The organism is Xanthomonas sp. BRIP62415, assembly GCF_003993515.1.
GTDB lineage: Bacteria > Pseudomonadota > Gammaproteobacteria > Xanthomonadales > Xanthomonadaceae > Xanthomonas > Xanthomonas euroxanthea.
In genome coordinates this window covers 63,872-88,811 of the sequence record NZ_QEZH01000010.1, presented here as the reverse complement: position 1 = coordinate 88,811, position 24,940 = coordinate 63,872, and the positions used below count along the sequence as shown (strand labels likewise).

The following is a 24,940-nucleotide window of genomic DNA, read 5'->3' as shown; positions in this document are numbered from 1 at the left end:
GGGAAGAGGAGTTATTCAGCGACTTGGTCGTTGAACGGATTGAGTAGCGCATCGGCGACCAGCTTCTGCTGTTCGACGATGTGGTCGGCCATATGGCCGGCGGCAGGCGAGGGCGAACGGGCACGGCCGGCGTAATGCAGGCTCTGGCCGCTGGCCAGGCAGAAGTTCAGGTGGTGGCGGATCTGGTACCACGCACCCTGGTTCTGCGGTTCTTCCTGGCACCACACCACGTCGGTGGCGTTGGCATAGGCCTTGAGCTCGGCGGCCAGCTGCGCACGCGGGAACGGATACAGCTGCTCCACGCGCAGGATGGCGACGTCGTCCTGGCCACGCTTGGTCTGGTCTTCGAGCAGGTCGTAATAGACCTTGCCCGAGCACAGCACCACGCGCTTGACCTTGCCGGCATCGGCCTTGGCGTCGGGGATCAGATGCTGGAACTCGCCTTCCGCCAGTTCTTCCAGGCTCGACACCGCCAACTTGTGGCGCAGCAGCGACTTGGGCGTCATCACCACCAGCGGCTTGCGGGTGGTCATGCGCATCTGCCGGCGGATCATGTGGAAGCACTGCGCCGGGGTGGTCGGGACGCAGACCAGCATGTTCTCCAACGCGCACAGCTGCAGGAAGCGCTCCAGACGCGCGGAGCTGTGCTCCGGGCCCTGGCCTTCGTAGCCGTGCGGCAGGAACAGCGACAGGCCCGCGATGCGGCCCCACTTGGCTTCGCCGGCGGCGATGAACTGGTCGATCACCACCTGCGCGCCGTTGGCGAAATCGCCGAACTGGGCTTCCCAGATGCACAGTGCATTCGGGTCGGTGGTGGAGTAGCCGTACTCGAAGCCCATCACCGCTTCTTCGCTGAGCAGCGAGTCGATGATGGTGGCGTCCTCGGGGTTCTGCACCAGTTGGCGCAGCGGCAGGTAGTAGCTGTCGGTCTTCTGGTCATGCAGGATCGCGTGACGATGGAAGAACGTGCCGCGACCGGCGTCCTGGCCGACCAGGCGCAGCTTGTGGCCTTCGGCCAGCAAGGTGGCGTAGGCCAGGTTCTCGGCAAAGCCCCAGTCGCCGGCCTGGTCGCCGGCGGCCATCTTGACGCGGTCTTCGTAGATCTTGGCCACGCGGGCATGCAGCTCCACGCCTTCCGGGATCGTGGTGATCAGCTTGGCCAGGCGATCCAGCTGCTCGCGCTTGACGCGGGTATCGACCGGATCGGCAGCGGTGCCGACCAGGTACTTGGACCAGTCGATGGCGAATTCGTCCGGCTTGCGCGTCGCCAGTTCGGTGGTGTATTCGCCCGAATCGAGCTTGTTGCGGTAGCCGTCGACCAGCGCCTTGGCCTCGTCGGCGCTCAGCACGCCGTCGCTTTCCAGCTTGGCGGCGTACAGCTCGCGGGTGGTCTTGTGCTTGCGGATGGTCTGGTACATCACCGGCTGGGTCGCTGCCGGCTCGTCGGCCTCGTTATGGCCCCAACGGCGGTAGCAGACCAGGTCGATGACCACGTCCTTCTTGAACTGCTGGCGGAATTCGTAGGCCAGCTTGGACACGAACATCACCGCATCCGGGTCGTCGCCGTTCACGTGGAAGACCGGTGCGCCGATCATCTTGGCCACGTCCGTGCAGTACAGCGTGGAGCGGGCGTCGTCGCGGGCGCTGGTGGTGAAACCGATCTGGTTGTTGACCACGATGTGCACGGTGCCGCCGACCGCGAAACCGCGCGCCTGCGACATCTGGAACAGCTCCATCACCACGCCCTGGCCGGCGAATGCGGCATCGCCGTGGATCAGGATCGGCAGCACGGTCTTGCGCTCGGCATCGCCGAAGCGTTCCTGGCGCGACCGCACGCTGCCGACCACGACCGGGTCGACGATTTCCAGGTGCGAGGGATTGAAGGCCAGTGCCAGATGCACCTGCTTGTCGCCACCGACCGCGATGTCGGCCGAGAAGCCCATGTGGTACTTGACGTCGCCGGTGTGCGCGCGGTCGTCGTGGGCGTGCTCGAACTTGCCTTCGAACTCGTCGAACAGCTTGCGCGGATTCTTGCCCAGCGTATTGACCAGCACGTTGAGGCGACCGCGGTGGGCCATGCCGATCACGATGTCCTTGACCTGATCGTTGCCGGACTGGCGAATGATCTCGTCCATCATCGGGATCAACGCATCGCCGCCTTCCAGCGAGAAGCGCTTCTGGCCGACGTACTTGGTGTGCAGGTAGCGCTCCAGGCCTTCGGCAGCGGTGAGCCGCTCCAGCGTGCGCTTGCGGCTGGCCGCGTCGCCGGCGATCTTGCCGCCGGCATCTTCCAGGCGCTTGTAGATCCACTGGCGCTGGTCGAATTCCTGGATGTGCATGAACTCTGCGCCGATGGTGCTGGCGTAGGTCGCCTTCAGGCGGGTCAGCAGATCCTTCAGCTTCATGCGCGGCTGGCCACCGACACCGCCGGTGCTGAACTCACTGTCCATATCCGCCTGCGACAGGCTGTGGAATGGCAGGTCCAGATCGGGCGGGTTGACCGGCGGGGTCAGGCCGAGCGGGTCGAGCTGCGCGCCGAGGTGACCACGCGCACGATAGGCGGTGATCAGGCGGCCGACGTTGCGCTCGCGCTCGTCACTGGCGCCTGCGCCGGTTCCGGCATTGGCGGCCTGTTTGGAGGCGGCGAGGATGTGGGCAATGGCCGCCGAGTGCGGCACATCACCGGCATCGCGACCCTTGAAGCCATCGAAATAGCTCTTCCACTTCGGGTCTACACTGTCCGGGGCGACGAGGTACTGCTCGTACAGATCCTCGATATAGGCGGCGTTGCCGCCGGCGAGCTGCGATGACTGTGCGAACTGCTTTAGGAGATTATCCACGATGGTAAGTCGGGTCTGCTGTGGGGATGATTGTGCGGAAGCGGCAGGGCGAGATGCCCCATCGGTCGGTCTCAAATCTCGAAAAATTATACCCCCTTGCGCCAGTGAGGGGGCGTCTGCAAGCTGACCGAGCGGGTAGGTGCGGCCGCCTGGCGCCCAGGCGCGAAAGGCGCTGCGGTCTCAGATGCCGAGTGCGCGCGGTTCGTTCCAGAGCGCGCTGCGCTCCCATATCTGCGCGAATTCGCGCTCCAGCTGGCGGCTGCGCGCCGCGCCCGACAGCCAGGTTTCGCCATCGTCGAAGCGATGGCCTGTTGGACGAAAGTAGTAGGCGTCATGGCCCACCACATAGGCCGACGCATAGCTGCTGTCGACCGGATCGCTGACCGCGCGGAAGCGGAACACGCTGGGCAGGCGCTGGGCCAGCCGCAGCAGCGCGCTGCTGCTGGCGCCGGCAATGGCGGTGTCCTGCACCAGCACCTGCACGCGCTTGTCGTGGCGGGCGGTGGCGAAGCGGCGCAGCGCATCGAGCACTGCGGCGTTGTCGAACAGCGGCGGATCCAGTGCCCGCGTATAGATCAGGACCTGGCGGCGTGCGGCGCACAGCAGGCCGGTGGTGGCGGCCTGCGCCGCGCCCAGGTCGTCCACCGCCATCGGGCCGTCGAGACGGCGATGCAGCGGCCTGTCAGGCCGATCGCCCGCCGTTGCGGCGCGATCGGGATGCGGGTCGGAAGAGGTGTCCGGCAGGAAGCCCAGGCGTGCGAACACCGCCCCGGCATCTGCATTGACGCGGGCCCGTAGGCCGGGCCAGCCGCGTTGTTGCGCGGTGGCGACGGCGGCTGCGAGCAACTGGTCGGCCAGGCCGCGGCCGCGCCAGCCCGGCAGGATGCCGAGCCTGTCGATGCGCCGATCCGCGGTCAGCCGCACCGAGCCGATCAACTGGCCGTCCTCGCTGCGCAGGGCCAGGTGCAGGCTGAGCGGGTCCAGTGCTTCCCATTCGGCAGCGCCGCTGTCGCCGCTGCCGCAGGCCAGGCGCAGCGCACGCAGGGCCGCGGCGTCGGACGCCGGGTCCAGCGAGACGATCTGCGGGCCGGCCTGGGGGCTCATGCGCGGTTGTCGGACCCGTCGTCGCCAGCGTCCGTTGCCGCGTCGTCGGCGAGCTCGCTGTCATCGTCCTGGTCGGCGTCGGCAGCTGGTTCGTCCTCATCAGCCTGGGCCGGGCCGTCGGCGGTATCGGCGACCTGCTCGACGTCGGCCTCCGCGTCGATCTCGTCGTCTGCATCCGGCGCGTCGGCCTCGGCGTCGTCCTGGTCGGCCGACAGGCTCAGGCCATGGGCCTGGTCGTCGTCGATGTCCTGGATGTCGTCTTCCGCGTCCTCATGGGCGCGCTGGTAGTGGCCCTGCGCCAGCAGCTCCAGCACCACCTCGCGGCCACGGTTGGACAACTGCGCATACAGCGTGCCATCGATCTCTTCGGCCGCGGCCAGGCGCGCGGCGTCCTTGGCCGACAGCGCGAATTCCAGGCCGCTGCAGAACAGGGTGGCGCCACGCTTGGCGCGCCGCCAGGCCAGCCGCGACCAGGGGTGACGGTGCAGCAGCACGCCTTCCTCCAGCGCCTGCTCGACCGCCTCGCGCGGGATCGGTTCGGGGGCCGGCACCACGTCGCCGGAGGCGCGGTAGGTGGTCATGAAGCGGCCGAACCAGTCGCCCAGCCGATCCGGGTCGTTCATGCGCAGGGCATTGAGCGCTTCGACCACGCGGTTCATCGCGGTGACGTCGATCTCGTACGGGTCGGCCGGCACCTTGAGGTCTTCGTCGTGATAGCGCACGGCCTCGTCGGCATCGGCGATCAGCGTATCCAGATAGTCGCCGATCAGCTCGGCCGACGACGGCGCGCGGGTGCCGATGGAGAAGGTCAGGCAGGCGTCTTCGGCAACGCCGTGGTGCGGCACCAGCGGCGGCAGGTACAGCATGTCGCCCGGGCCCAGCACCCAGTCGTGGGTGGGCTTGAAGTCGCGCAGCAGCTTGAGCTCGACATCGTCGCGGAACGCCAGCGGCGCGGCCTTGCGGCCCTGTTGCGCGCGTGCGTCGATCTGCCAGCGGCGGTGGCCCTGGCCCTGCAGCAGGAAGACATCGTAATGGTCGACATGCGCGCCGACCGAGCCGCCGGTGGCGGCGAAGCTGATCATGATGTCGTCGATGCGCCAGCGTGGCAGGAAGCGGAACTGTTCCAGCAGCGCGCGCACGTCCGCGTCCCACTTGTCCACATCCTGTACCAGCAGGGTCCAGTCATGGTCGGGCAGGCCGGGGAAGTCGGTTTCCTGGAACGGGCCGGTGCGTACGTCCCAGCCGTCGGTGGCGCGGTCGTGGCTGATCAGGCGTGCCAGCACGCCGTCTTCGCAGGCCAGGCCGGCCAGGTCTTCGGGCTGCAGCGGGGACTGGAAGTCCGCAAACGCGTTGCGGATCAGCAGCGGGTGCTTGTGCCAGTAGTTGCGCAGGAAGCGCTCGACCGGCATGCCCAGGGGCTGGTCGCCGGTGGCGTGGACCTCGAAGGGCAGCGGCGCGCCTTTCCTGGCGGCGATCTTTTTTGTGGCGGTCTTTTTCATGGTGTCACGGGTCCGACAGGAGGGCCGGCGCTGTGCGGCCGGCGGAGTGGCTTATTGTCGCCCAGCCCGCCATGCGATGCCTTGCTGGCGGGTGTGGCGGAGATTTCAATGCACCTGTGCCTGCCATGCGTGGCCGGCATGCACGGGGGATGCCGGCATCGGCGGGTCAGTGGATGGAGAGCTGGCTGTCGCTGGGCGAAGGCACCGACCCAACCGTGTGGTCGACACGCCTGCCAGCGCTTGCGACGCGGCAGCGGTGGAAGCGGCAGCGGCCTGTCTCCCGCAGGCGACCGATGCCAGCAGGGACATGGACAGCAGTGAGCGCAATGCCATGGCACTCCTCCTGACGGCTGGATGGAGCCTCGCGATGCCGGTCGTTGACTGCCGCTGGTCTCAGATCGCGCGCGCCAGCTGCTCGGCCAGGCCGGTGTAGGCGCCCGGCGTCAACGCCCGCAGGCGCTGCTTGTCCTGCTCCGGCAGCTGCAGGCTCTCGACAAACGCCTGCATGGACGCGGCGGTGATTCCCTGGCCGCGGGTCAGTGCCTTGAGCTGTTCGTACGGGTTGGGCAGGCCGTGGCGACGCATCACCGTCTGCACGGCTTCGGCCAGCACTTCCCAGGCCGCGTCCAGGTCCGCATCCAGGCGCTGCGGATTGACGGTCAGCTTGCCCAGGCCCTTGGCCAGCGAATCCAGCGCCACCTGGGTGTGGCCGAATGCGGTACCGAGCGCACGCAGGACGGTGGAGTCGGTGAGATCGCGCTGCCAGCGGCTGATCGGCAGCTTGGCCGAGAAATGCTCAAACAAGGCGTTGGCGATGCCGAAATTGCCTTCGGCATTTTCGAAGTCGATCGGGTTGACCTTGTGCGGCATGGTCGAGGAGCCGACTTCGCCCTCCTTGAGCTTCTGCTTGAAGTAGCCCAGCGAGATGTAGCCCCAGATGTCGCGCGACAGGTCGATCAGGATGGTGTTGACGCGACGGCTGGCGTCGCCGATCTCGGCCACGTTGTCGTGCGGCTCGATCTGGGTGGTGTAGGGGTTGAACACCAGTCCCAGGCTCTCGACGAAGCGCTGCGCGAACGCGGCCCAGTCCAGCTCCGGGTACGACACCAGGTGCGCGTTGTAGTTGCCGACCGCACCGTTGATCTTGCCGGTCAGCTCGACCGCGGCGATCTGCTTGCGCTGACGCTCCAGGCGCGCGACCACGTTGGCGATTTCCTTGCCCAGCGTGGTGGGCGAGGCGGTCTGGCCATGCGTGCGCGAGAGCATCGGCTGGCCGGCCTGGGCATGGGCGAGGCTGCGCAGCGTGGCGGTGATGCCGTCCAGCGTCGGCAGCAGCACCTCGCGGCGTGCCTGTTCCAGCATCAGGCCGTAGCTGAGGTTGTTGATGTCCTCGCTGGTGCAGGCGAAATGCACGAATTCCAGCGCCGGGCCCAGCTCGGCATCGTCCTTGAGCTGTTCCTTGATGAAGTACTCCACCGCCTTGACGTCGTGGTTGGTGGTGCGCTCGATCTGCTTGACGCGTGCGGCGTCGCTCACGCTGAAATCGTCGGCCAGGCGGCGCAGGGTCTGGGTGGCGGCGGCCGAGAACGGCGCCAGCTCGGCGATGCCCGGCTCGGCGGCCAGTGCCAGCAGCCATTCGATCTCGACCTTGACCCGTGCCCTGATCAGGCCGTATTCGGAGAAGATCGGCCGCAGCGCATCCACTTTGGAAGCGTAGCGGCCGTCGAGCGGGGACAGGGCGAGCAGGGCGGAATCCGACATGGGCAGGGCACTGGGAGGCTGGCGGGGGTGCGTATTCTACGCCGCCCCGGCGCCGGCTTCGCCGATCGGCCGCACCGTGATCGCCTGGATCCGGTGCCCGGCCATGCGCCGCACCGTCAGTGCGTGGCCGTCCAGTTCCAGGGTCTCGCCTTCTTCGGGCAGCCGCTGCAGCCGGTGCACGATCAGCCCGCCGACCGAATTGACGTGGTCCGGCGCGCTCAGGTCCCGGCCGAGCAGGCGCTCCAGGCGGAAGATCGAGGTGCTGCCGGCCACCAGCAGCGAGCCGTCCTGGCTGCGGATCGGGGCATCGCGCACCACGTGGCGGTGCTCGTCCTCGATCTCGCCGACCACCACCTCCAGCAGGTCTTCCAGGGTGAAGAAGCCCAGGATGCGGCCCTGGTCCTCCACGCACAGCGCCAGATGGGTGGTGCCGGTGCGGAACTTCTCCAGCGCGCTGGGGATCGGGGTTTCCAGCGTCAGCAGGGTCGGCGGGCGCAGCAACGGACGCAGATCGTCCAGGTCTTGGCTGCGCGCCATCGCCACCAGCAGATCCTTGGTATGCAGGATGCCCAGCACCTGCTCGCCATCGGCGTCGAACCAGGGGTAGCGGCTGTAGCGCGACTCGCTGAACTCGGCCAGCACCGATTCCAGCGTCATGCCCTCGCGCAGGCTGCGCATGTGCTCGCGCGGGCGCATCAGGTCGCCGGCGACCAGGTCGGGCAATTCCAGCGCGTGGCTCATCAGGGCCAGCCCGTGATCGGGCGTGGCCGCGTTCGGATCCTGGCGGCCGACGATCAGCATCAGCTCCTCGCGCGAATAGCGGTGCGACTGATGTTCCACATCGCCCCAGCCCAGTACCCGCAGCAGGCGGTTGGCGCTGGTGTTGAGCACCCAGATCGCCGGATACATCAGCCAATAGAACACGTAGAGCGGCGCGGCGGTCCACAGCGACATCCGCTCCGGGCGGCGGATCGCCATGGTCTTGGGCGCCAGTTCGCCCAGCACGATGTGCAGGAACGAAATCAGGCTGAAGGCGATCGCCAGCGCGGTGAACTGCGCCGCTTCCGGCGACAGGCCGGCGCTGTCGAACAGCGGCTGCAGCAGGTGCGCGAACGCCGGCTCGCCGACCCAGCCCAGGCCGAGCGAGGCCAGCGTGATGCCGAGCTGGCAGGCCGACAGGTAGGCATCCAGGTGCGCATGCACCCCGAGCAACAGACGCCCACGCCACCCGTTGGTTTGCGCCAGGCCCACCGCCTGCGTGTGGCGCAGCTTGACCAGCGCGAACTCGGCGGCCACGAAGAAGCCGTTCAGCAGCACCAGCAGCAACGCGACGAACAACAGCAGCACATTACCCAGCATGGCGTCGGCCTCGGTGCCGTGCAGCGGCGGTCACGCGGCGTGTCCGCCGTTGCGCGTGAGGGGTCGGGCGGTGTGCGGGCAGCACGGACACAACCAATGCGTTGCTACAGTCAGGGTCGTCGCCCATGGCAGCGTGGTACCTCGTATGGATCGATGGGCAGTCTAGCCCACGGCTTGCGACGACACGGTCGCAACGCCGCGAGCGAGTATCGTAGGCAGTCTCGCCAGCGTGGGTGCGCCCGCTGCCAGCCATCCATCACCACAGACCAACCATGTGCGGAGAGTGCAGATGAGCGAACGTTTCAGGACCGAACACGACAGCATGGGGCAATTGCAGGTGCCCGCCGATGCCTTGTGGGGCGCGCAGACCCAGCGTGCCGTGCAGAATTTTCCGGTCTCCGGCCAGCCGATGCCGCGCGGCTTCATCCGCGCGCTGGGCTTGATCAAGGCCGCCGCGGCCGGCGTCAACGCCGAGCTCGGGCTGTTGCCCAAGTCGATCGGCAAGGCCGTGCAGGACGCGGCGCTGCAGGTGGCCGACGGCACCTATGACGCGCAGTTCCCGATCGATGTCTATCAGACCGGCTCGGGCACCTCGTCCAACATGAATGCCAACGAGGTGATCGCCACGCTGGCCACGCGCGCCGGCAAGGACGCGGTGCATCCCAATGATCACGTCAATCTCGGGCAGAGTTCCAACGACGTGGTGCCCACCGCGATCCGCGTGTCTGCGCTGCTTGCGGTGCAGGAACACCTGCAACCGGCGCTCAAGCATCTGCGCAAGACCATCGACAAGCGCGCCAAGGGGCTGGAGAAGGTCGTCAAGACCGGGCGCACGCATCTGATGGATGCGATGCCGCTGACCTTCGGCCAGGAATTCGGTGCATGGTCGGCGCAGCTGAGTTCGGCGCAGGAGCGCATCGACGACTCCCTCAAGCGCCTGCGGCGGTTGCCGCTGGGCGGCACCGCGATCGGCACCGGCATCAATGCCGATCCGCGTTTCGGCGGCAAGGTGGCCAAGGCCCTGTCGGGCTTGAGCAAGGTCAAGTTCGAGAGTGCCGACAACAAGTTCGAAGGCCTGGCCGCGCAGGACGATGCGGTGGAGTTGTCCGGCCAGCTCAATGCGCTGGCGGTGGCCTTGATCAAGATTGCCAATGATCTGCGCTGGATGAATGCCGGCCCCCTGGCCGGGCTGGGCGAGATCGAGTTGCCGGCGTTGCAGCCGGGCAGTTCGATCATGCCGGGCAAGGTCAACCCGGTGATTCCCGAAGCCACCGTGATGGCCTGCGCGCAGGTCATCGGCCACCATACGGCGATTACCGTGGCCGGGCAGACCGGCAACTTCCAGTTGAACGTGACCCTGCCTCTGATCGCCTACAACCTGCTGGATTCGATCAACCTGCTGGGCAATGTGTCGCGGCTGCTGGCCGACAGCGCGATTGCCGGCTTGAAGGTGCGCCAGGAGCGCGTGCGCGAGGCGCTGGACCGCAATCCGATCCTGGTCACCGCGCTCAATCCGATCATCGGCTACGAAAAGGCCGCCGCGATCGCCAAGCGTGCCTACAAGGAACAGCGCCCGGTACTGGACGTGGCGCTGGAAGACAGCGGGCTCACTGAGGCGGATCTGCGCCGTTTGCTGGACCCGGCCGCGCTGACGCGTGGTGGCATCCAGGCCGGCAGCAGTGGCGGCGGTGGCTGATCACTGACAGCGTGTGTGTGTAGGAGCGCACCTGGGCGCGACGGGCGTTGTCGATACAGCCCCGTCGCGCCCAGGTGCGCTCCTACACGGGCTTGCGCGAGTCCGCGGCGTCGCCAGCGACTCAGTGCCGCTCGGCCTGCACGTTGCCGAAGCTCTCGCGATACGGTTGCAGCGACGGGATCTCGTCCAGCAATTCGCCGCTGAGCCGCTGGATCTCCGGCGTGGCGGTCAGCTTGATCGACTTGTACTCCGGATCCGCGCCGGCCTCGTTGACGGCCTGCTGGCGCAGCATCTGCAGATGCCCGAACAGCAACTGCAATTTGGCGCGCGTCGGTTCCTTCTGCGGCAGCGCGATATCGTCGATCTTCAGCGTGCCGTCCGGAGTGATTTCCGCATTGGCGGCCGGTGGGCGGCGGATCATCACCGACTGGGTGGTGATGGCAACGCGCGGCTTGCCGCGTTCGGCGCGCCGCGACGACTGGTCGCCACAGGCGGTCAGGGCGCATAGCAGGAGCGCCATGCAAAGCATCACGAACTTGTTCATGGGGTCGCTGGGGTCTGGGGAGCGCATTAGTGTAATCCCGCTCCGGCAGCCGATCAGTGCCGGCGGCACATGGCGCCACTGACAAGATGTCGCAGGCCGGTATCGGTTGCCTGGCGTGCGCGCAGAATCGACACGACGCTCCAGGCGGTTCCGGTCCGCCGCTGCGCCCGTCGATGGGGGGCGCAGCGGCGGTCGGTGCCGCGCTTACTTGCGGCAGTCGTCGACGTCGTGCTGGGTCAGGGTCGAGTACGGCGCGAATGCCGGCACCAGTTGCGCGGCGGCGTCCTGCGCGTTGCGCAGCGTGGCCAGCTGGTCGCAGATCTGCATCGTATTGTGTTTGAAGGTTTCCGCCTGCGCCTGGATCTTGTCACCGATCTGGTCGGTGTTGCCGCTGAGCACGCCCTTGAGCGCTTCGCCGGCGGCGTGTGCACCGAAGGCCGCGCCCTGCGTGCCGATGTCGATGCCTTTTTCGGCGACGCCCTGGATCTGCACATAGAAAGTGCGCATCGCCTGGCGCTGCGCATCGTTCAGGCTCACCGGCTTGCCGGCGATGCTGAGCGCGCCATCCGCGCCGATGGTGGCGGCAGGCAGACCGTCGCGGTGGAGCGTCAGGCTCTTGCCGTTGAAGCTCACCCCGCGCGCGTTGGCCTCGCCCGACACCACGACGGTGGGTTCGGACTTGCCGCAACCGACCAGCAACGCACCCGCCAATACCGCACAAATCAACAGTTTCATCAGCAGTCCCCCTCAGTAATGGTCAATGCAGTGGTCAGTTGTCGGTGGGCACGCGGGTGGTGCCGGCAACATCGCTGACGTCGATGTCGCCGCTGCCCTTGCGCGCCACGCTGACGTCGCCGCGCACCTTGTGCACGCTCAGGGCGCCGGAGTTGACCGCCTCCACGCCGACATCGCCCTGTACATCGTCGATATCGACATCGCCGGAGCCGACCGTGCCGAGCTTGACGTGGCCGGCAACGCCGCGCAGCTTGACGTCGCCGGAGCCGACCTTGCCGACCTCTGCCGCGCCGCGAATCCGGCGCGCCTTGAGATCACCGGAGCCGACTGCCAGCACGCGCAATGCCCCCATGTCCTCCAGTTCGATGTCGCCGGAACCGACCTTGGCGGTCACCCGGCCCTTGGTACGGTGGATGGCCATGTCGCCGGAACCGACATCGGCACTCACTGCAGCCGCGCCGCTGATCTCGGCGTCGCCGGAGCCCACGTCGAACTGCACCAGCAGCGTGTCGGGCACGTTGCCACGCAGGTCCAGGTACGCGTAGCTGTCGCCGATGGAGATGCGCGACGGGCGGTCATCGGCCAGCGTCACCACCAGCTTGTCGCCGACGCGCTTCTGGGTGACCGTCAGGCCCTCGAGCAGGTCGGCCCTGGCGGCACAGGCGCGGCCGCTCAGACGGCCGCCGTTGCCTGGCGCGGCGTCCAGATGCAGGTCGTTGGAGGCGACCTCGAACAGCACCGACTTCACTCCGCTCAGTTTCAACTCCAGGCTGCGCGGTTCGGAGAATGTGCATTGCTCCTCGGCAAACGCAGCGCCGGGCACTGCGCACAGGATGGCCAGACTCAGCAGACGACGCATGGGATGTCCTTCAGGCTTCGGAGCGCCGACGGCGCAGGTAGATGGAGGCAGCGATCAGCACCACGCCGATGGCGGCGCCGATCCAGATGTCCGGATTGCCGTAGACCAGTGCGCTGTCGGTGTGCTGTAGCGCCCACTGCACCAGGTCGCTGGGGTTCTGCATCGCGCTGCTGTCGAGGTTGCCGCTGACCGCACGTGGCGACCAAGTGCCGGGCAGGGCGCTGAGCAGGCCGCGGTAGCCGACGATGTACCAGATCCAGCCGATCGGCAGCGAGACACCTGGCATCGCCGAGAGGATGCTCAACATCACGCAGGCCAGCAGCGGGAACAGCACCGCCCACAGGAACGGCTTGCTGGTGGCCCAGGCCGAGCAGAACATCAGCCAGCCCACGGTCGGCAACGCCCACAGCAGGCTCATCGGCACGGTCTTCAGCAACAGCCACAGCAGCGAGAAGGGATGCGAATGGGTTGCTAGTGCCCAGGGGCTAGGGACGCCGGCGATCAGGGCGCCCACGATGGCGATCAGCCACAGCGCCAGGCCAACCAGCACGCCGATCGCGATGGCGATCAGCGGCGCCAGCAACAACGCCCAGGCCGCCTTGGACAGCACCGTCTGCACATCGGACACCGGCAGCGACTTCCAGAACAGCACGCTGCGGTCGCGGCGGTCGTCGTACAGGCTGCCCAGCGAGTAGAAGAACACCACGAATGCCAGCACCACCGAGGCGATCCCGATGCCGCCCAGCAACAGGCCGTCGCCGACCTGGCCCAGCGTGCGCGTGTATTCGGCCAGATCGTCCATGGTGATGCTGTCGCCGATCATGTTGCGACGCGCGCTGATCGCGCCGATCACCGCGCCCAGCAGCGCGAAGAACACCGCGATGCCGCCGGTGATGACCTGCGCCCAGACGAAACCGCCGCGGTGTTCCCAGTACTCGCGCTTGAGCAGCCAGCCGAACGTGCGTGCGGGAGAAGCTTGGTGGGTGAGTGTCTTCATGCGTAGGTCCCCTTCATGACCGCAACGAACAGGTCGGCAAGGCCGGGATTGCGGGTTTCGCCAAAACGGGCGAGCTGCGCCTTGGGCACGCCATCGAACAGCATCACGGTCTTGCCGAACGGCAGGCCGCGCTCGTCGATCGGCGTCAGGCCTCTGGCGGCGTCGAGATGTTCGGCACCCACCAATACTTCGGTGTAACGCTCGGCCACGTTCTCCATGTCGGCGGTCAGCACGATGCGGCCGTCGCGGATGAACATCACATCGGTGAGGATGTGTTCGATCTCCTCGACCTGGTGGGTGGTGACGATGATGGTCTTCTGCTCGTCGAAGTAGTCCTCCAGCAGGCGCTGGTAGAACTGCTTGCGATACAGGATGTCCAGGCCCAGGGTGGGCTCGTCCAGCACCAGGATGCGCGCGTCGATGGCCATCACCAGCGCCAGGTGCAGCTGCACGATCATGCCCTTGGACAGTTCGCGCACCCGCGACTTGCGGTTGAGCTGCGTATTGGCCAGGAAACGTTCGCACTTGGCGCGATCAAAGCGCGGATGCACGCCGGCGACGAAGTCGATCGCCTCGCCAACCCGCAGCCAGCGTGGCAGCACTGCCACGTCGGCAATGAAGCAGACCTCGTTCATCAGCGCGTTGCGCTGGGTGCGCGGATCCATGCCGAGCACGCTCAGCTCGCCGTCGAAATCGGTCAGCCCCAGCACCGCCTTGAGCGCGGTGGTCTTGCCGGCGCCGTTGGGGCCGATCAGGCCGACGATGCGCCCGGCAGCGATGGTGAAGCTGGTGTTGTCCAGCGCGAGCCGATGCTTGTAGGCCTTGCGCAGGCCACGTGCGTCGACCACATGGTCGGAGGAGACGGCGGTCATGGTGTTTTTCCCTGTGGCAACAGATCGTCGATGGACAGTCCCAGGCGCTGGATGCGTTCCAGCACCGCGGGCCATTCTTCATTCAGGAAACGCTCGCGTTCGCTGCCGCGCAATTTCTGCGCGGCCTCCGGGGTCATGAACATGCCCAGGCCGCGGCGTTTCTCCACCAGGTTCTCGTCGGCCAGTTCCTGGTAGGCACGCGAGACGGTGATGGGGTTGAGTTGGTAGTCGGCCGCCACCTGCCGTACCGAGGGCAGGGCGTCGCCCGGCTTGAGGATTCCATCGAGCATCATGGCAATCACCCGTTCCTTGAGTTGGCGGTAGATGGGAGCGCCGTCGCTCCATTGGATGTCGTTCATGGTCAGCTCCGTGGACGCAGGACCTGCGCGAAGGAGAAATAGGGCATCGACAGCGAAGCGCGCAGGTGCCGGCCGGGCCGGGTGCGCGCTTCGGGGGGAGTCGTCGCGTTTTCCGTAACCGCCTCCGACACGCCATAATCGGCGCCGGACTCCGTAACCTGACTGGAAGCGGCTCCCAGGCAACCAATGACGAACAGGGCGCTGCCGAACAGCAGCAATGGAGCTGGTCGCGTGAAGCGTGTGCTGTTCATGCTTTCCCCCTGCGTTGGATGACTGGTGTTGTATTCAACTATAACACCGACACGCAGGCAGTCAACCGCCTGTCATACCCAACTGATGGCACCCCGCACCCGCGGGTGGCCCGGACCTATCGAAAGGGATCGCCCATGTTGCTCAAACGTCTGCTGGTGGTTGTATTCGCTGGCTTTTTTTCCGCCGCGGCGCTGGCCGCAGGCGCGCCGGTGCTGGATCTGGACTACCGGCCGCTGGCCGGCAAGGCGCCGATCAACCTGAACCGAACCTACGGCGGCAAGGTCCTGATGGTGGTCAACACCGCCAGCAAATGCGGCTACACCCCGCAGTACGAAGGGCTGGAGGCGCTGAACCAGCGCTTCGGCAGTCGCGGTTTTTCGGTGTTGGGCTTTCCGTCCAACGATTTCCAGGGGCAGGAACCGGGATCTGAGAAGCAGATCCAGGAATTCTGCACGCTGACCTATGGCGTCAAGTTCCCGATGTTTGAGAAGGTGCATGTGCTGGGCGCGCAGGCCACGCCGCTGTATCAGCGGTTGACGCAGGCCACGGGCGTGGCGCCGGGCTGGAACTTCCACAAGTATCTGATTGGTCGCGATGGACGCGTGGTGGCGCAGTTCCCCAGCAAGATCAAACCGGATGATCCGAGCGTGCTGGCGGCAATCGAACGCGAGCTCAACGCGCCGTCGCGCTGAGCGCGGCGCTCGCAACGCCACGCGCACATGCGACAATGCGCATTCAGCGCCGGCGTCGGCGTGTCTTTTCACTTTCGGGAAGTGCATCGAATGAAGATGGGAAAGCGCGGCGCGGCGGCGTCGCTACTGATGGTGGCACTGTCGGCATCGATGCCGGCCATGTCGCAGCAACCGGCCGCAGCGGCCACCAAGGAGAAGCCAGTTTTGAATGCATCGTCTGAGAAGAGCACGCGCGACAACGTCAGCTACGCCATCGGTATGGATGTGGCACGTTCGTTCGAGCCGATTGCCCAGGACATCGATGTGAGCGCACTGCAACGCGCCATCGAGAATGCATTCAAGGGCGGCAAGCCGCTGTTGTCCGACGAGCAGACCCAGGCCACCGATACCGCATTGCGCACCGCGCTGGCGGCACGTAACGGGCAGCAGGTTCCGGGCATGGCCCCGGGCAGCGCGCCGGCCGCGCCGTCCAAGGAAAATGTCGGCCTGATGCTGGGCGATCGCGCAGTCGGTCCCTCGCTGGCCGGCATCAAGGACGAGATCGACCTGTCGATCCTGATGGAAGCCGTCCGCACCGTGTTCGCCAAGGGCACCACGCGCCTGACCCAGCAGGAAGCCGCGGCCACCATGCAGGCGTTCGCCTCTGCCAAGCAGGGCGCTGCCGGTGCCAAGAACCGCGAGGAAGGCAATGCCTTCCTGGCCAAGAACAAGACCGAAAAGGGCGTGATCACCACCGCATCGGGCCTGCAGTACATGGTGCTGCGCCAGGGCAGCGGCGAGCGTCCGATGCCCACCAACACGGTGCGCGTGAACTACGAAGGCAAGCTGCTCAACGGGCAGGTCTTCGACAGCTCGTACCAGCGCGGCCAGCCGGCCGAGTTCGGTCTGAATCAAGTCATTGCAGGTTGGACCGAGGGCGTCGCCTTGATGCCGGTCGGTTCGAAGTATCGTTTCTGGATTCCATCCAACTTGGCCTATGGCCCGAACGGCACGCAGGGGGGGCCGATCGGACCAGACGCAACGTTGACGTTCGATGTCGAACTGATGGGTATCCTTCCCTGATCCCCCACAGGAGTACCCCCACCCATGCGAGTTGCGATCTTTGGTACCGGCTATGTTGGTCTTGTCACCGGTACCTGTCTGGCGGAAGTAGGTCATCACGTTATCTGCGTGGATATCGACCAGGCGAAAGTTGATGGTCTCAATCGTGGGGTGATTCCCATCTATGAACCCGGCCTGGAGCCGATGGTGAAAGCCAACCACGCCTCTGGCCGGTTGCGCTTCACCACCGATGCGGCCGAGGCGATTGCGCACGGCGAAATCACCTTCATCGCGGTGGGCACGCCGCCGGACGAGGATGGCAGTGCCGACCTGCAGTACGTGCTGGCGGTTGCGCGTACCGTCGGCCGGCATATCGATGGCCCGTCGGTGGTCGTCAACAAGTCCACCGTGCCGGTCGGCACCGCCGACAAGGTGCGGGTCGCGATCCAGGAAGAGCTGGACGCACGCGGCCTGGACCATGAGTTCGACGTGGTCTCCAACCCCGAGTTCCTCAAGGAAGGCGACGCCGTGGCCGACTGCATGCGTCCGGACCGCATCGTCATCGGTGCCAAGAAGCCGGCGGCCATTGCACGCATGCGCCGTCTGTATGCGCCGTTCAACCGCAACCGCGATCGCATCGTGGAGATGGACGTACGGTCGGCCGAGCTGACCAAGTACGCGGCCAACGCGATGCTGGCGACCAAGATCAGTTTCATGAACGAGATCGCCAACATTGCCGAGCGTGTCGGTGCGGACGTCGAGCACGTGCGTAACGGCATCGGGTCGGACCCGCGCATCGGCTGGCACTTCATCTATCCCGGCGCCGGCTATGGCGGCTCGTGCTTCCCGAAGGATGTGCAGGCATTGGCCAAGACCGCCGAGCAGTACGGCATGGAGCCGACCCTGCTCAACGCGGTGGAAAGCGTCAACAATGCGCAGAAGGGTCACCTGTTCGAACTGGTGCAGCGTCATTACGGCGCCGAAGGCACCGGCAGTATTGCCGGCAAGACCTTCGCGGTCTGGGGCCTGGCATTCAAGCCAAATACCGACGACATGCGTGCCGCGTCGAGCCGGCGTTTGATGGAGCAGTTGTGGGAAGCCGGTGCCACCGTGCGTGCCTACGACCCGGAAGCGACCCATGAGGCCAAGCGCATCTTCGGCGAGCGCGACGACCTGACCTTCTGCGACGAGGCATTTGCCGCGCTGGAAGGCGCCGATGCCCTGGTCGTGGTCACCGAGTGGAAGCAGTTCCGCAGCCCGGATTTCGGCAAGATCAAGCAGGCCTTGAAGGACGACGTCGTGTTCGACGGTCGCAACCTTTACGACCCGCAGGAAATCGAAGCCGCAGGTCTGGCCTACTACGCCATCGGACGAGGCCGTTCGTTGCATGCATGAGCAACTCTCGCCGCGCGACCAGGAACTGGACGCGCGGTTGGTTGAACTGGAAACGCGCCTGTCCTTTCAGGAGCAGGCGCTCAATGAACTGAGTGAAGCACTTGCGGACGCCCGTTTGACGGGCGCCCGCAACGCCGAGCTGATCCGCCACCTGCTCGAGGATCTGGGCAAGGTGCGCTCCACGTTGTTTGCCGACGCTGCGGATGAACCGCCGCCTCCGCACTATTGATTGCAGATTGCCACCGCCATGAGCGATACCTTACGTGACCAGTTGCTTGGGTTGGGCTTCAAGTCCGCACCCAAGCCCGAACGCAAACCCGACGCACGGCCTGCCGCGCGTCAACATGGCAACGGTGGCAGGCCTGCGCCCGGCGGCAACAAGCCGGGCGGGCAGGGCAGGGGACCGCAGCGGCCGCATGCCGCTGCGGCGACCGACGGCAGGGGCGAGCGCAAACACGATGGCCGGCCCGAGCGTCGTAACGATGGCAAGCCGGCGGCATCGCCGCGTCCGCAGCAGTCCACTGCCGAGCGTCGCGGACCCAGGCCGGCACGCACGCGCGAAGACATCGATCTGGCCAAGGCCTATGCGATCCGCGCGCAACGCGAGAAGGACGAGCGCATCGAAGCCGAGCGGCTGAAGCAGGAAGAAGCACGCCTGCGTCGCGAAGCCAAGGCCAAGCTCGAAGAGCTGCTCAAGGACAAGGGGCTGAATCATGCCGATGCGGACATCGCCCGGCATTTCCCGTATGGCGGCAAGATCAAGCGTATCTACGTGACTGCCGATCAGCTCAAGGCGCTCAACGCCGGTGAGCTGGGTGTGCTGCAGCTCAACGGCCGCTATCTGTTGGTCACCGCCGAGGTACTGGCAGAAGCCGAAGCGGTGTTCGCGCCATCGGTGGCATTGAAGGTGGATCCGAATGCGCCGGCAGGCGAAGACCCGTATGCCGACCCCCAGTATCAGGTGCCCGACGACCTGGTCTGGTAACCCTGCGTGCGCTAGGTGTTGTTGGTCATGGGCACCTGATGGGTGCCCATGTTGTTTGGTACGTTGCCTTGCGTGGTGCGCACCTGATCGTTACTGCGCGATCGTTACTGCGCGCGGTCCGGCCGAGCCATGCCGCAGACGCGGCGTGGGCGATACACGGGCCGGTCACGGCGCGCGCGGCACCATCGCGGCCTCACCGGTCAACGCCTCCGGGCATGGTGCCTGTTGTGTTGCCGCTCATTCCCTGCCGATGGTGCCGTGTATGTCCATGTTGTCGAAAATGTTGAAGGCCTGCGTTGTTGCATCGGCCACATCCACCGCGCGCGGCGCTTCGGGTTTGCAGGCGACGCGCGCCTTGGGGCCGGCCGCGGTGATGCTTGGGTTGTGCGTGGTAAGTCAGCAGGCCGCTGCACAGGCGGAGGACGCACCGGCGTTCGACCGTCCCGGTATTCCGTTTGCTGCCGAAGTGCTGCAGCCTGGCGCGTTCGCCTGGGAGCAGGGCCTGCCGGACGCGAGTACCGATCGCAGCGACGGGCAACGCACCACGCAGTACACCGCCGATACGCTACTGCGCCTGGGGCTGTTCCAGAACGTGGAGCTGCAGGTGGGTAGCGACAGCTACAACTGGCAGCACGGTGGCGGTGAGCGTGTGCGTGGCGGGGGCGATAGCCATATCGGCCTGAAGGTGGCATTGCCGTCGCAGTCGGACAGCTTTCATTGGGCCGCGCTCGGCAGCTACAGCGTGCCGACCGGCAGCCCCGCCTTCAGCGACGGCTATGCGCGCGAACTGGGCGTGACCGCGTCCTGGGATCTGGCGCAGCAGCGCGCCCTGGCGCTGTACGTGAACTACGCGCGCGACAGCGACGGGCATACCTGGACCTTCTCGCCGAACTACACGTTCTTCTCCGGCGAGCATTTCAGCAGCTATGTGGAAGCGGGTTTCGACACCGGCAGCGAGCACTCGCGCGTGGCCGGCGCCGGTGGTGCCTGGCAGTTGCCGCACGCGATGCAACTGGATGTCTCGGTGCTGCGCGGGCTGACCTCCGAAAGCCCGGACTGGCAGGGCGGGATCGGCCTGTCGATCGCATTTCAGTAAGGAGGCGATTGCAGTCAGGATCGGCGCGGCTGTTGGTTATGTTGCACTGCCGCATGCATTGGGTGCGCGGAAAAGGCCTAATTGGATCGATCCAATCGACGCCAGATGCATGCGCACTTCTTCCATTGCAAGGTCGGCAGCGTGACGCGTGCCAAACCGACTCCTTCCGCTGCGGAGGACGGCGATGCCCGTCGCGGCGGACGCGGTGCGGTGACCTTGCGCGATATCGCCGGCGCCATCGGCGTGTCGCGTGCGACGGTGTCGTTGGTGTTGCGCGGCAGCCCGCTGGTGCATGCGACCACGCGCGCGCGCGTGGAAGCCGAGCTGGATCGGCAGCACTACGTCTACAACCGTGCTGCGGCCAATCTGCGCCGCCGCACCTCATCCAGCATCGCGCTGGTCATCAACGATCTGTCCAACCCGTTCTTTGCCGAATTTGCCGCAGGCGTGGACGAGGCGCTGGGCGCAGCCGGTTATGTGACCCTGCTCGGCAGCACCGGCGAATCGACGCAGCGCCAGCAGGCGGTGCTGAGCTCGTTGATGGAGCACACCCCTGCCGGCATCATCCTGTCGCCGGCCGAAGGCAGCCAGGCACAGGCGCTGACCCAGGTGCTGGGGCGTCAACACAACGTGGTGTTGTTCAACCGCGAAGTGGAGGGCGCGGGTTGGGATCTGCTGGCGCTGGACAACGAGCAGGGCGCGTTGCTTGCCTGCGCGCATCTGATCGCGCAAGGCCATCGGCGCATCGTGTTCTTCGGTGGCCATGCCGAATCCAGTTCCTGCCGGCAACGCCGCGCCGGTTATGCGCGCGCGATGGCCGATGCCGGCCTGGCCGCGCATTACGTCGAATCCGCACCGAACCGACAGGATGCTGCGCTGTGCGCCGGTCGCATGCTGGATCGTGCCGAGCACGATCGTGCAACTGCGGCGGTCTGTTACAACGACAGTGTCGCGTTGGGCCTGATGGCCGCGTTGGCGATGCATGGCATCGTGCCGGGGCGCGACTTCGCGGTGACCGGTTTCGACGATATCGCCGAAGCTGCATTGTTTACCCCCGCGCTGACCACCCTGGCCGCCGATCCGCGTGCGCGCGGCCGCCAGGCGGCGCAGCTGGTGTTGCAGCGTATCGGCAGTCCCGACCTTGCATCGCAACGCCTGACCGCCGCGGTCGAATTGAAGATCCGCGCCAGCAGCGCCGGCGCGTCGAGTTCCATCGTTTCGCTTCACTCCCCCAGCGATTCCCCCGCACATTCCCCCACCAAGGCCTCAGGCCGCTGACCAGGCAATTCCTATGGTTTCCCTTTCCACGCAATCCACAGTGCCAAGTGGCAACAAGGCGCCCGTCAACAACGGCGTTGCGTTGTCGGTCGTCACCACGATCTTCTTCATGTGGGGCTTTCTCACCTGCCTCAACGACATCCTGATTCCGCATCTGAAGGCGGTGTTTGAACTCAACTTCGCGCAGGCGATGCTGGTGCAGTTCACCTTCTTCGGCGCGTACTTCCTGATGTCGTTGCCGGCTGGCTGGCTGGTGGCCAGGCTTGGCTACAAGCAGGGCATCGTGGCCGGGCTGGCGGTTGCCGCGGTCGGTGCGTTGGGCTTCTGGCCTGCGGCGGAACTGCGCGTCTATGGCGCATTTCTCGGCGCGCTGTTCGTGCTGGCGACCGGCATCACCATCCTGCAGGTGGCGGCCAACCCCTATGTCGCGCTGCTGGGTCCGGAGCGCAGTGCGTCCAGCCGGTTGACGCTGGCGCAGGCGCTCAATTCGCTGGGCACCGCGATCGCGCCGCTGTTCGGTGGCTGGCTGATCCTGTCCAACACCGTGATGAGCGGCGATCAGCTCAAGGTACTGCCCGAAGCCGAGCAGCTGGCCTATCGCGTACAGGAAGCGCAGGCCGTGCAGGGGCCGTACATCGGTCTGGGCATCGTGCTGTTTCTGCTGGCGATCTTCGTGTTCCTGTTCCGTCTGCCGGCATTGACCGACGCGGGCGCGCAGAAGGACGAAAGCAGGCATTCGCTGCTGGATGCCCTGGCGCATCCGCACGTGCGCTTCGGTGTGCTGGCGATCTTCTTCTATGTCGGCGCGGAAGTGGCGATCGGCAGCCTGATGGTCAACTATTTCTCGTTGCCGCAGATCGGCGGGTTCACCGAGCGTGAGGCGACCCACTACGTGTCGGCCTACTGGACGCTGGCAATGATCGGCCGCTTCATCGGCTCGGCGCTGCTGGCCAAGTTGTCGCCGCGCGTGCTGTTGTCGGTGTTCGCCGGGATCAACGCACTGCTGCTGGTGCTGACCATGGCCAGTGGCGGCATGCTGGCGGTGTATGCGCTGGTGGCGATCGGCCTGTTCAATTCGATCATGTTCCCGACCATCTTTACGCTGGGCATCGAGCGGCTTGGCCCGCTGACCGGTCGCGCGTCGAGCCTGTTGATCATGGCCATTGTCGGCGGCGCCATCGTGCCGTATCTGCAAGGTCTGCTGGCCGACAGCATCGGCTTGCACGAGTCGTTCGTGCTGCCGCTGGTGTGCTACCTGTACATCGTGTTCTATGGCATCTGGGGCTCGCGTCTGCGTGGCGCATTGGCGGAGGCGCACGCATGAGTGCGGTCAAGAACCGGGTGGTCTGTTTCGGCGAGGCCTTGATCGACATGCTGGCATTACCATCCGCCGGCCCCGACGAGGCACGTACGTTTGCGCAATACGCCGGCGGTGCGCCGGCCAATGTCGCGGTTGCGGTGGCCCGGCTGGGTGGCGCGGCGCATTTTGTCGGCATGCTGGGGCGCGACATGTTCGGCGACTTCTTGCTGCACAGTCTGCAGCAGGCCGGCGTCGCCACCGATGGCATCGTGCGCACTGATCAAGCCAAGACCGCGCTGGCCTTCGTGGCCCTGGATGAAGCCGGCGAGCGCAGTTTCAGTTTCTATCGTCCGCCTGCGGCGGATCTGTTGTTCCGCCCCGAGCATTTTGCCGCGGACACCTTCACGCAGGCCGCCGTGCTGCATGTGTGCTCCAACAGCATGACCGAACCTGCGATCGCGCAGTGCACGCTGGACGGCATGCGCCGCGCTCGCGCCGATGGCGCCATCGTCAGCCTGGATCTCAACCTGCGCCCGATGTTATGGCCGCAGGATGTGGACCCGGCCGCGCTGCTGTGGGAGGCGTTGGCACTGGCCGACGTGGTCAAGCTCTCGCGCGAGGAACTCGATTACCTGGCCGGCACGCTCGATGGCGATGCCAGCGCGGTCACCCGCAAGCTCTGGCAGGGCCAGGCCAGCTGGTTGCTGGTCACCGACGGCGGCGGGCCGGTGCATTGGCAGACACGCACCGATTCCGGCCAGGTGCCGGCCTTCGACGTGCAGGTGCGTGACAGCACGGCAGCGGGCGATGCATTCGTCGGCGGCCTGCTGTTTCAGCTGGCTGCGCGCGCGTCCACGCTGGAGCAGCTGTGTGGCGATGCGGTTGCGATGACCGAGGTGATCCGCTTTGCCGCGGCGGTCGGTGCGCTGGCGGTGACGCGCAAGGGCGCGTTTGCGGCGATGCCGAGCGTCGATGAAGTCCATTCCCTGATCCAGGAACAACCATGAGCCGTTTGCCTGCGACCCCCGCACCCGATTTCCGTTCGGCCGATGTGCTGCGTCAGCATATCGCCGACACCATGGCGTTCTACCACCCGCGCGCGATCGACCCGGCGGGCGGATTCTTCCAGTATTTCCGCGACGATGGCGCGATCTACGATGCCGGGCACCGGCATCTGGTCAGCAGTACGCGCTTTGTATTCAACTACGCGATGGCGTATCGCGAATTCGGCGATGCCCAGTACCTGCAGGCGGTGCATCACGGCCTGGATTACCTGCGCAACGTGCACCGCAATCCGGCCACCGGCGGCTATGCCTGGACCCTGCGCGATGGCGTGGTCGAAGACGACATGAATCACTGCTACGGCGTGGCGTTCGTGCTGCTGGCGTATTCGTGCGGCCTGAAGGCCGGCATCGAAGAGGCGCGGGCATGGATGGACGAAACCTGGCAGCTGCTGGAAACACATTTCTGGGAGCCGGAATTCGGCCTGTACCGCGATGAAGCCGATGCGCAATTCAACTTCACCAGCTACCGCGGCCAGAACGCCAACATGCACATGTGCGAGGCGATGATCGCCGCGTACGAAGCCAGTGGCGAGCAGCGTTATCTGGACCGCGCCTTGTCGCTGGCCGACACCATGACCCGGCGTCAGGCGGCCAAGGCCGACGGCCTGGTGTGGGAACACTACGATCCGCAGTGGAACATCGACTGGGACTACAACCGCGACAATCCCAAGCACCTGTTCCGCCCCTGGGGGTTCCAGCCCGGCCATCAGACCGAATGGGCCAAGCTGTTGATGCTGCTGGATCGCTACGCGCCGAGCGACTGGTTGCTGCCGACCGCGCAGCATCTGTTCGATGTGGCGGTGGAGCGCTCCTGGGATGCACAGCGTGGCGGGCTGTATTACGGCTTCGACCCGGACGGCAAGGTCTGCGACGACGACAAGTACTTCTGGGTGCAGGCCGAATCGCTCGCGGCGGCGGCGTTGCTGGCCCAGCGCAGCGGCCAGGAGCGCTACTGGCAGTGGTATGACAAGCTGTGGGCGTATTCCTGGGAACACATGGTCGACCACCGCTATGGCGCGTGGTATCGCATCCTGGATGCGGACAACCGCAAGTACAGCGATGAAAAAAGCCCCGCCGGCAAGACCGATTACCACACCATGGGCGCGTGCTACGAGGTCTTGAACGTGTTGCGCCCGGCTGCCTGATGTTGATGTGATCGAAGCGGCGCCGTCGAACGTCGGCGGCCCCACCGTAGGAGCGCACCCGGGCGCG

General features: G+C 66.1%; 23 protein-coding genes. 11 read left to right on the top strand and 12 right to left on the bottom strand.

The features are described from left to right. Nucleotides 1-11: 11 nt before the first annotated feature. The 5 genes from EO141_RS02480 to EO141_RS02460 all read right to left on the bottom strand — a co-directional run bounded on the left by EO141_RS02480 (nucleotide 12) and on the right by EO141_RS02460 (nucleotide 8,563). Nucleotides 12-2,915, bottom strand: coding sequence for a 2-oxoglutarate dehydrogenase E1 component (locus EO141_RS02480; RefSeq protein WP_180496936.1), 2,904 nt, complete (start codon nucleotides 2,913-2,915; stop codon nucleotides 12-14). A gap of 105 nt (nucleotides 2,916-3,020) precedes the next feature. Beyond that, entirely contained in the window at nucleotides 3,021-3,944 is a 924-nt protein-coding gene (locus EO141_RS02475; protein WP_127168454.1) for a GNAT family N-acetyltransferase, read from the bottom strand. Next, complete coding sequence (locus EO141_RS02470) at nucleotides 3,941-5,419, bottom strand: cupin domain-containing protein (protein WP_164739031.1); 1,479 nt, start codon at nucleotides 5,417-5,419, stop codon at nucleotides 3,941-3,943. The genes EO141_RS02475 and EO141_RS02470 overlap by 4 nt, the downstream gene beginning before the upstream one ends. Nucleotides 5,420-5,836: 417 nt before the next feature. Further along, entirely contained in the window at nucleotides 5,837-7,204 is a 1,368-nt protein-coding gene (purB, locus tag EO141_RS02465; protein ID WP_119129075.1) for an adenylosuccinate lyase, read from the bottom strand. 36 nt (nucleotides 7,205-7,240) lie between these two features. Then, nucleotides 7,241-8,563, bottom strand: coding sequence for a hemolysin family protein (locus EO141_RS02460; protein WP_127168452.1), 1,323 nt, complete (start codon nucleotides 8,561-8,563; stop codon nucleotides 7,241-7,243). Between the two features lie 289 nt (nucleotides 8,564-8,852). Here EO141_RS02460 and EO141_RS02455 point away from each other — a divergent pair, with 289 nt between their 5' ends. Further along, entirely contained in the window at nucleotides 8,853-10,259 is a 1,407-nt protein-coding gene (locus EO141_RS02455; protein WP_115676648.1) for a class II fumarate hydratase, read from the top strand. A gap of 121 nt (nucleotides 10,260-10,380) precedes the next feature. Here EO141_RS02455 and EO141_RS02450 read toward each other — a convergent pair whose 3' ends face one another. The 7 genes from EO141_RS02450 to EO141_RS02420 form a co-directional block, all read right to left on the bottom strand. Beyond that, nucleotides 10,381-10,803: a hypothetical protein gene (locus EO141_RS02450; protein WP_104574109.1), complete on the bottom strand. Its 423-nt coding sequence runs from the start codon at nucleotides 10,801-10,803 to the stop codon at nucleotides 10,381-10,383. Nucleotides 10,804-11,007: 204 nt separating this feature from the next. Beyond that, the gene (locus EO141_RS02445) at nucleotides 11,008-11,538 is read right to left on the bottom strand and encodes a DUF2884 family protein (protein WP_127168451.1); all 531 of its coding nucleotides are present in this window, start codon (nucleotides 11,536-11,538) and stop codon (nucleotides 11,008-11,010) included. 34 nt (nucleotides 11,539-11,572) lie between these two features. Next, nucleotides 11,573-12,397, bottom strand: a complete 825-nt coding sequence (locus tag EO141_RS02440; RefSeq protein WP_104648404.1) for a DUF2807 domain-containing protein — start codon at nucleotides 12,395-12,397, stop codon at nucleotides 11,573-11,575. 10 nt (nucleotides 12,398-12,407) lie between these two features. Further along, nucleotides 12,408-13,394 carry an ABC transporter permease gene (locus EO141_RS02435; RefSeq protein WP_127168450.1) on the bottom strand — a complete coding sequence of 329 codons (987 nt, stop codon included), beginning with the start codon at nucleotides 13,392-13,394 and terminating at the stop codon, nucleotides 12,408-12,410. Beyond that, entirely contained in the window at nucleotides 13,391-14,266 is an 876-nt protein-coding gene (locus EO141_RS02430) for an ABC transporter ATP-binding protein (RefSeq protein WP_104582754.1), read from the bottom strand. Before EO141_RS02430 ends, EO141_RS02435 begins: the two co-directional genes overlap by 4 nt. Continuing rightward, nucleotides 14,263-14,625 (bottom strand): GntR family transcriptional regulator, encoded by a 363-nt coding sequence (locus tag EO141_RS02425; RefSeq protein WP_003483692.1) that lies wholly within the window; start codon nucleotides 14,623-14,625, stop codon nucleotides 14,263-14,265. Before EO141_RS02425 ends, EO141_RS02430 begins: the two co-directional genes overlap by 4 nt. Before the next feature lie 2 nt (nucleotides 14,626-14,627). After that, complete coding sequence (locus tag EO141_RS02420) at nucleotides 14,628-14,876, bottom strand: hypothetical protein (RefSeq protein WP_104582755.1); 249 nt, start codon at nucleotides 14,874-14,876, stop codon at nucleotides 14,628-14,630. A gap of 135 nt (nucleotides 14,877-15,011) precedes the next feature. On the opposite strand from EO141_RS02420, the gene EO141_RS02415 reads away from it, so the two are divergent. The 10 genes from EO141_RS02415 (at nucleotide 15,012) to EO141_RS02370 (ending at nucleotide 24,873) form a co-directional block, all read left to right on the top strand. Continuing rightward, on the top strand, nucleotides 15,012-15,569 hold the full coding sequence (locus EO141_RS02415; protein ID WP_104648406.1) for a glutathione peroxidase: 558 nt from the start codon (nucleotides 15,012-15,014) through the stop codon (nucleotides 15,567-15,569). A gap of 90 nt (nucleotides 15,570-15,659) precedes the next feature. After that, nucleotides 15,660-16,631, top strand: a complete 972-nt coding sequence (locus tag EO141_RS02410; RefSeq protein WP_016901531.1) for an FKBP-type peptidyl-prolyl cis-trans isomerase — start codon at nucleotides 15,660-15,662, stop codon at nucleotides 16,629-16,631. A gap of 24 nt (nucleotides 16,632-16,655) precedes the next feature. After that, a complete protein-coding gene (locus EO141_RS02405; RefSeq protein WP_104582757.1) occupies nucleotides 16,656-18,005 on the top strand; it encodes a UDP-glucose/GDP-mannose dehydrogenase family protein in 1,350 nt (449 codons plus the stop codon). Then, nucleotides 17,998-18,234 carry a SlyX family protein gene (locus tag EO141_RS02400; protein WP_024939344.1) on the top strand — a complete coding sequence of 79 codons (237 nt, stop codon included), beginning with the start codon at nucleotides 17,998-18,000 and terminating at the stop codon, nucleotides 18,232-18,234. Before EO141_RS02405 ends, EO141_RS02400 begins: the two co-directional genes overlap by 8 nt. An 18-nt stretch (nucleotides 18,235-18,252) precedes the next feature. Then, nucleotides 18,253-18,990, top strand: coding sequence for a DUF2058 family protein (locus EO141_RS02395; protein ID WP_338121637.1), 738 nt, complete (start codon nucleotides 18,253-18,255; stop codon nucleotides 18,988-18,990). 250 nt (nucleotides 18,991-19,240) lie between these two features. Continuing rightward, nucleotides 19,241-20,086 carry a transporter gene (locus EO141_RS02390; protein ID WP_127168459.1) on the top strand — a complete coding sequence of 282 codons (846 nt, stop codon included), beginning with the start codon at nucleotides 19,241-19,243 and terminating at the stop codon, nucleotides 20,084-20,086. Nucleotides 20,087-20,191: 105 nt separating this feature from the next. Beyond that, on the top strand, nucleotides 20,192-21,364 hold the full coding sequence (locus tag EO141_RS02385) for a LacI family DNA-binding transcriptional regulator (protein ID WP_164739030.1): 1,173 nt from the start codon (nucleotides 20,192-20,194) through the stop codon (nucleotides 21,362-21,364). A gap of 13 nt (nucleotides 21,365-21,377) precedes the next feature. After that, complete coding sequence (fucP, locus tag EO141_RS02380) at nucleotides 21,378-22,688, top strand: L-fucose:H+ symporter permease (RefSeq protein WP_104648410.1); 1,311 nt, start codon at nucleotides 21,378-21,380, stop codon at nucleotides 22,686-22,688. Continuing rightward, nucleotides 22,685-23,671 carry a carbohydrate kinase gene (locus EO141_RS02375; protein ID WP_164739028.1) on the top strand — a complete coding sequence of 329 codons (987 nt, stop codon included), beginning with the start codon at nucleotides 22,685-22,687 and terminating at the stop codon, nucleotides 23,669-23,671. Before fucP ends, EO141_RS02375 begins: the two co-directional genes overlap by 4 nt. Beyond that, a complete protein-coding gene (locus EO141_RS02370; RefSeq protein WP_127168448.1) occupies nucleotides 23,668-24,873 on the top strand; it encodes an AGE family epimerase/isomerase in 1,206 nt (401 codons plus the stop codon). Before EO141_RS02375 ends, EO141_RS02370 begins: the two co-directional genes overlap by 4 nt. Nucleotides 24,874-24,940: the final 67 nt, after the last annotated feature.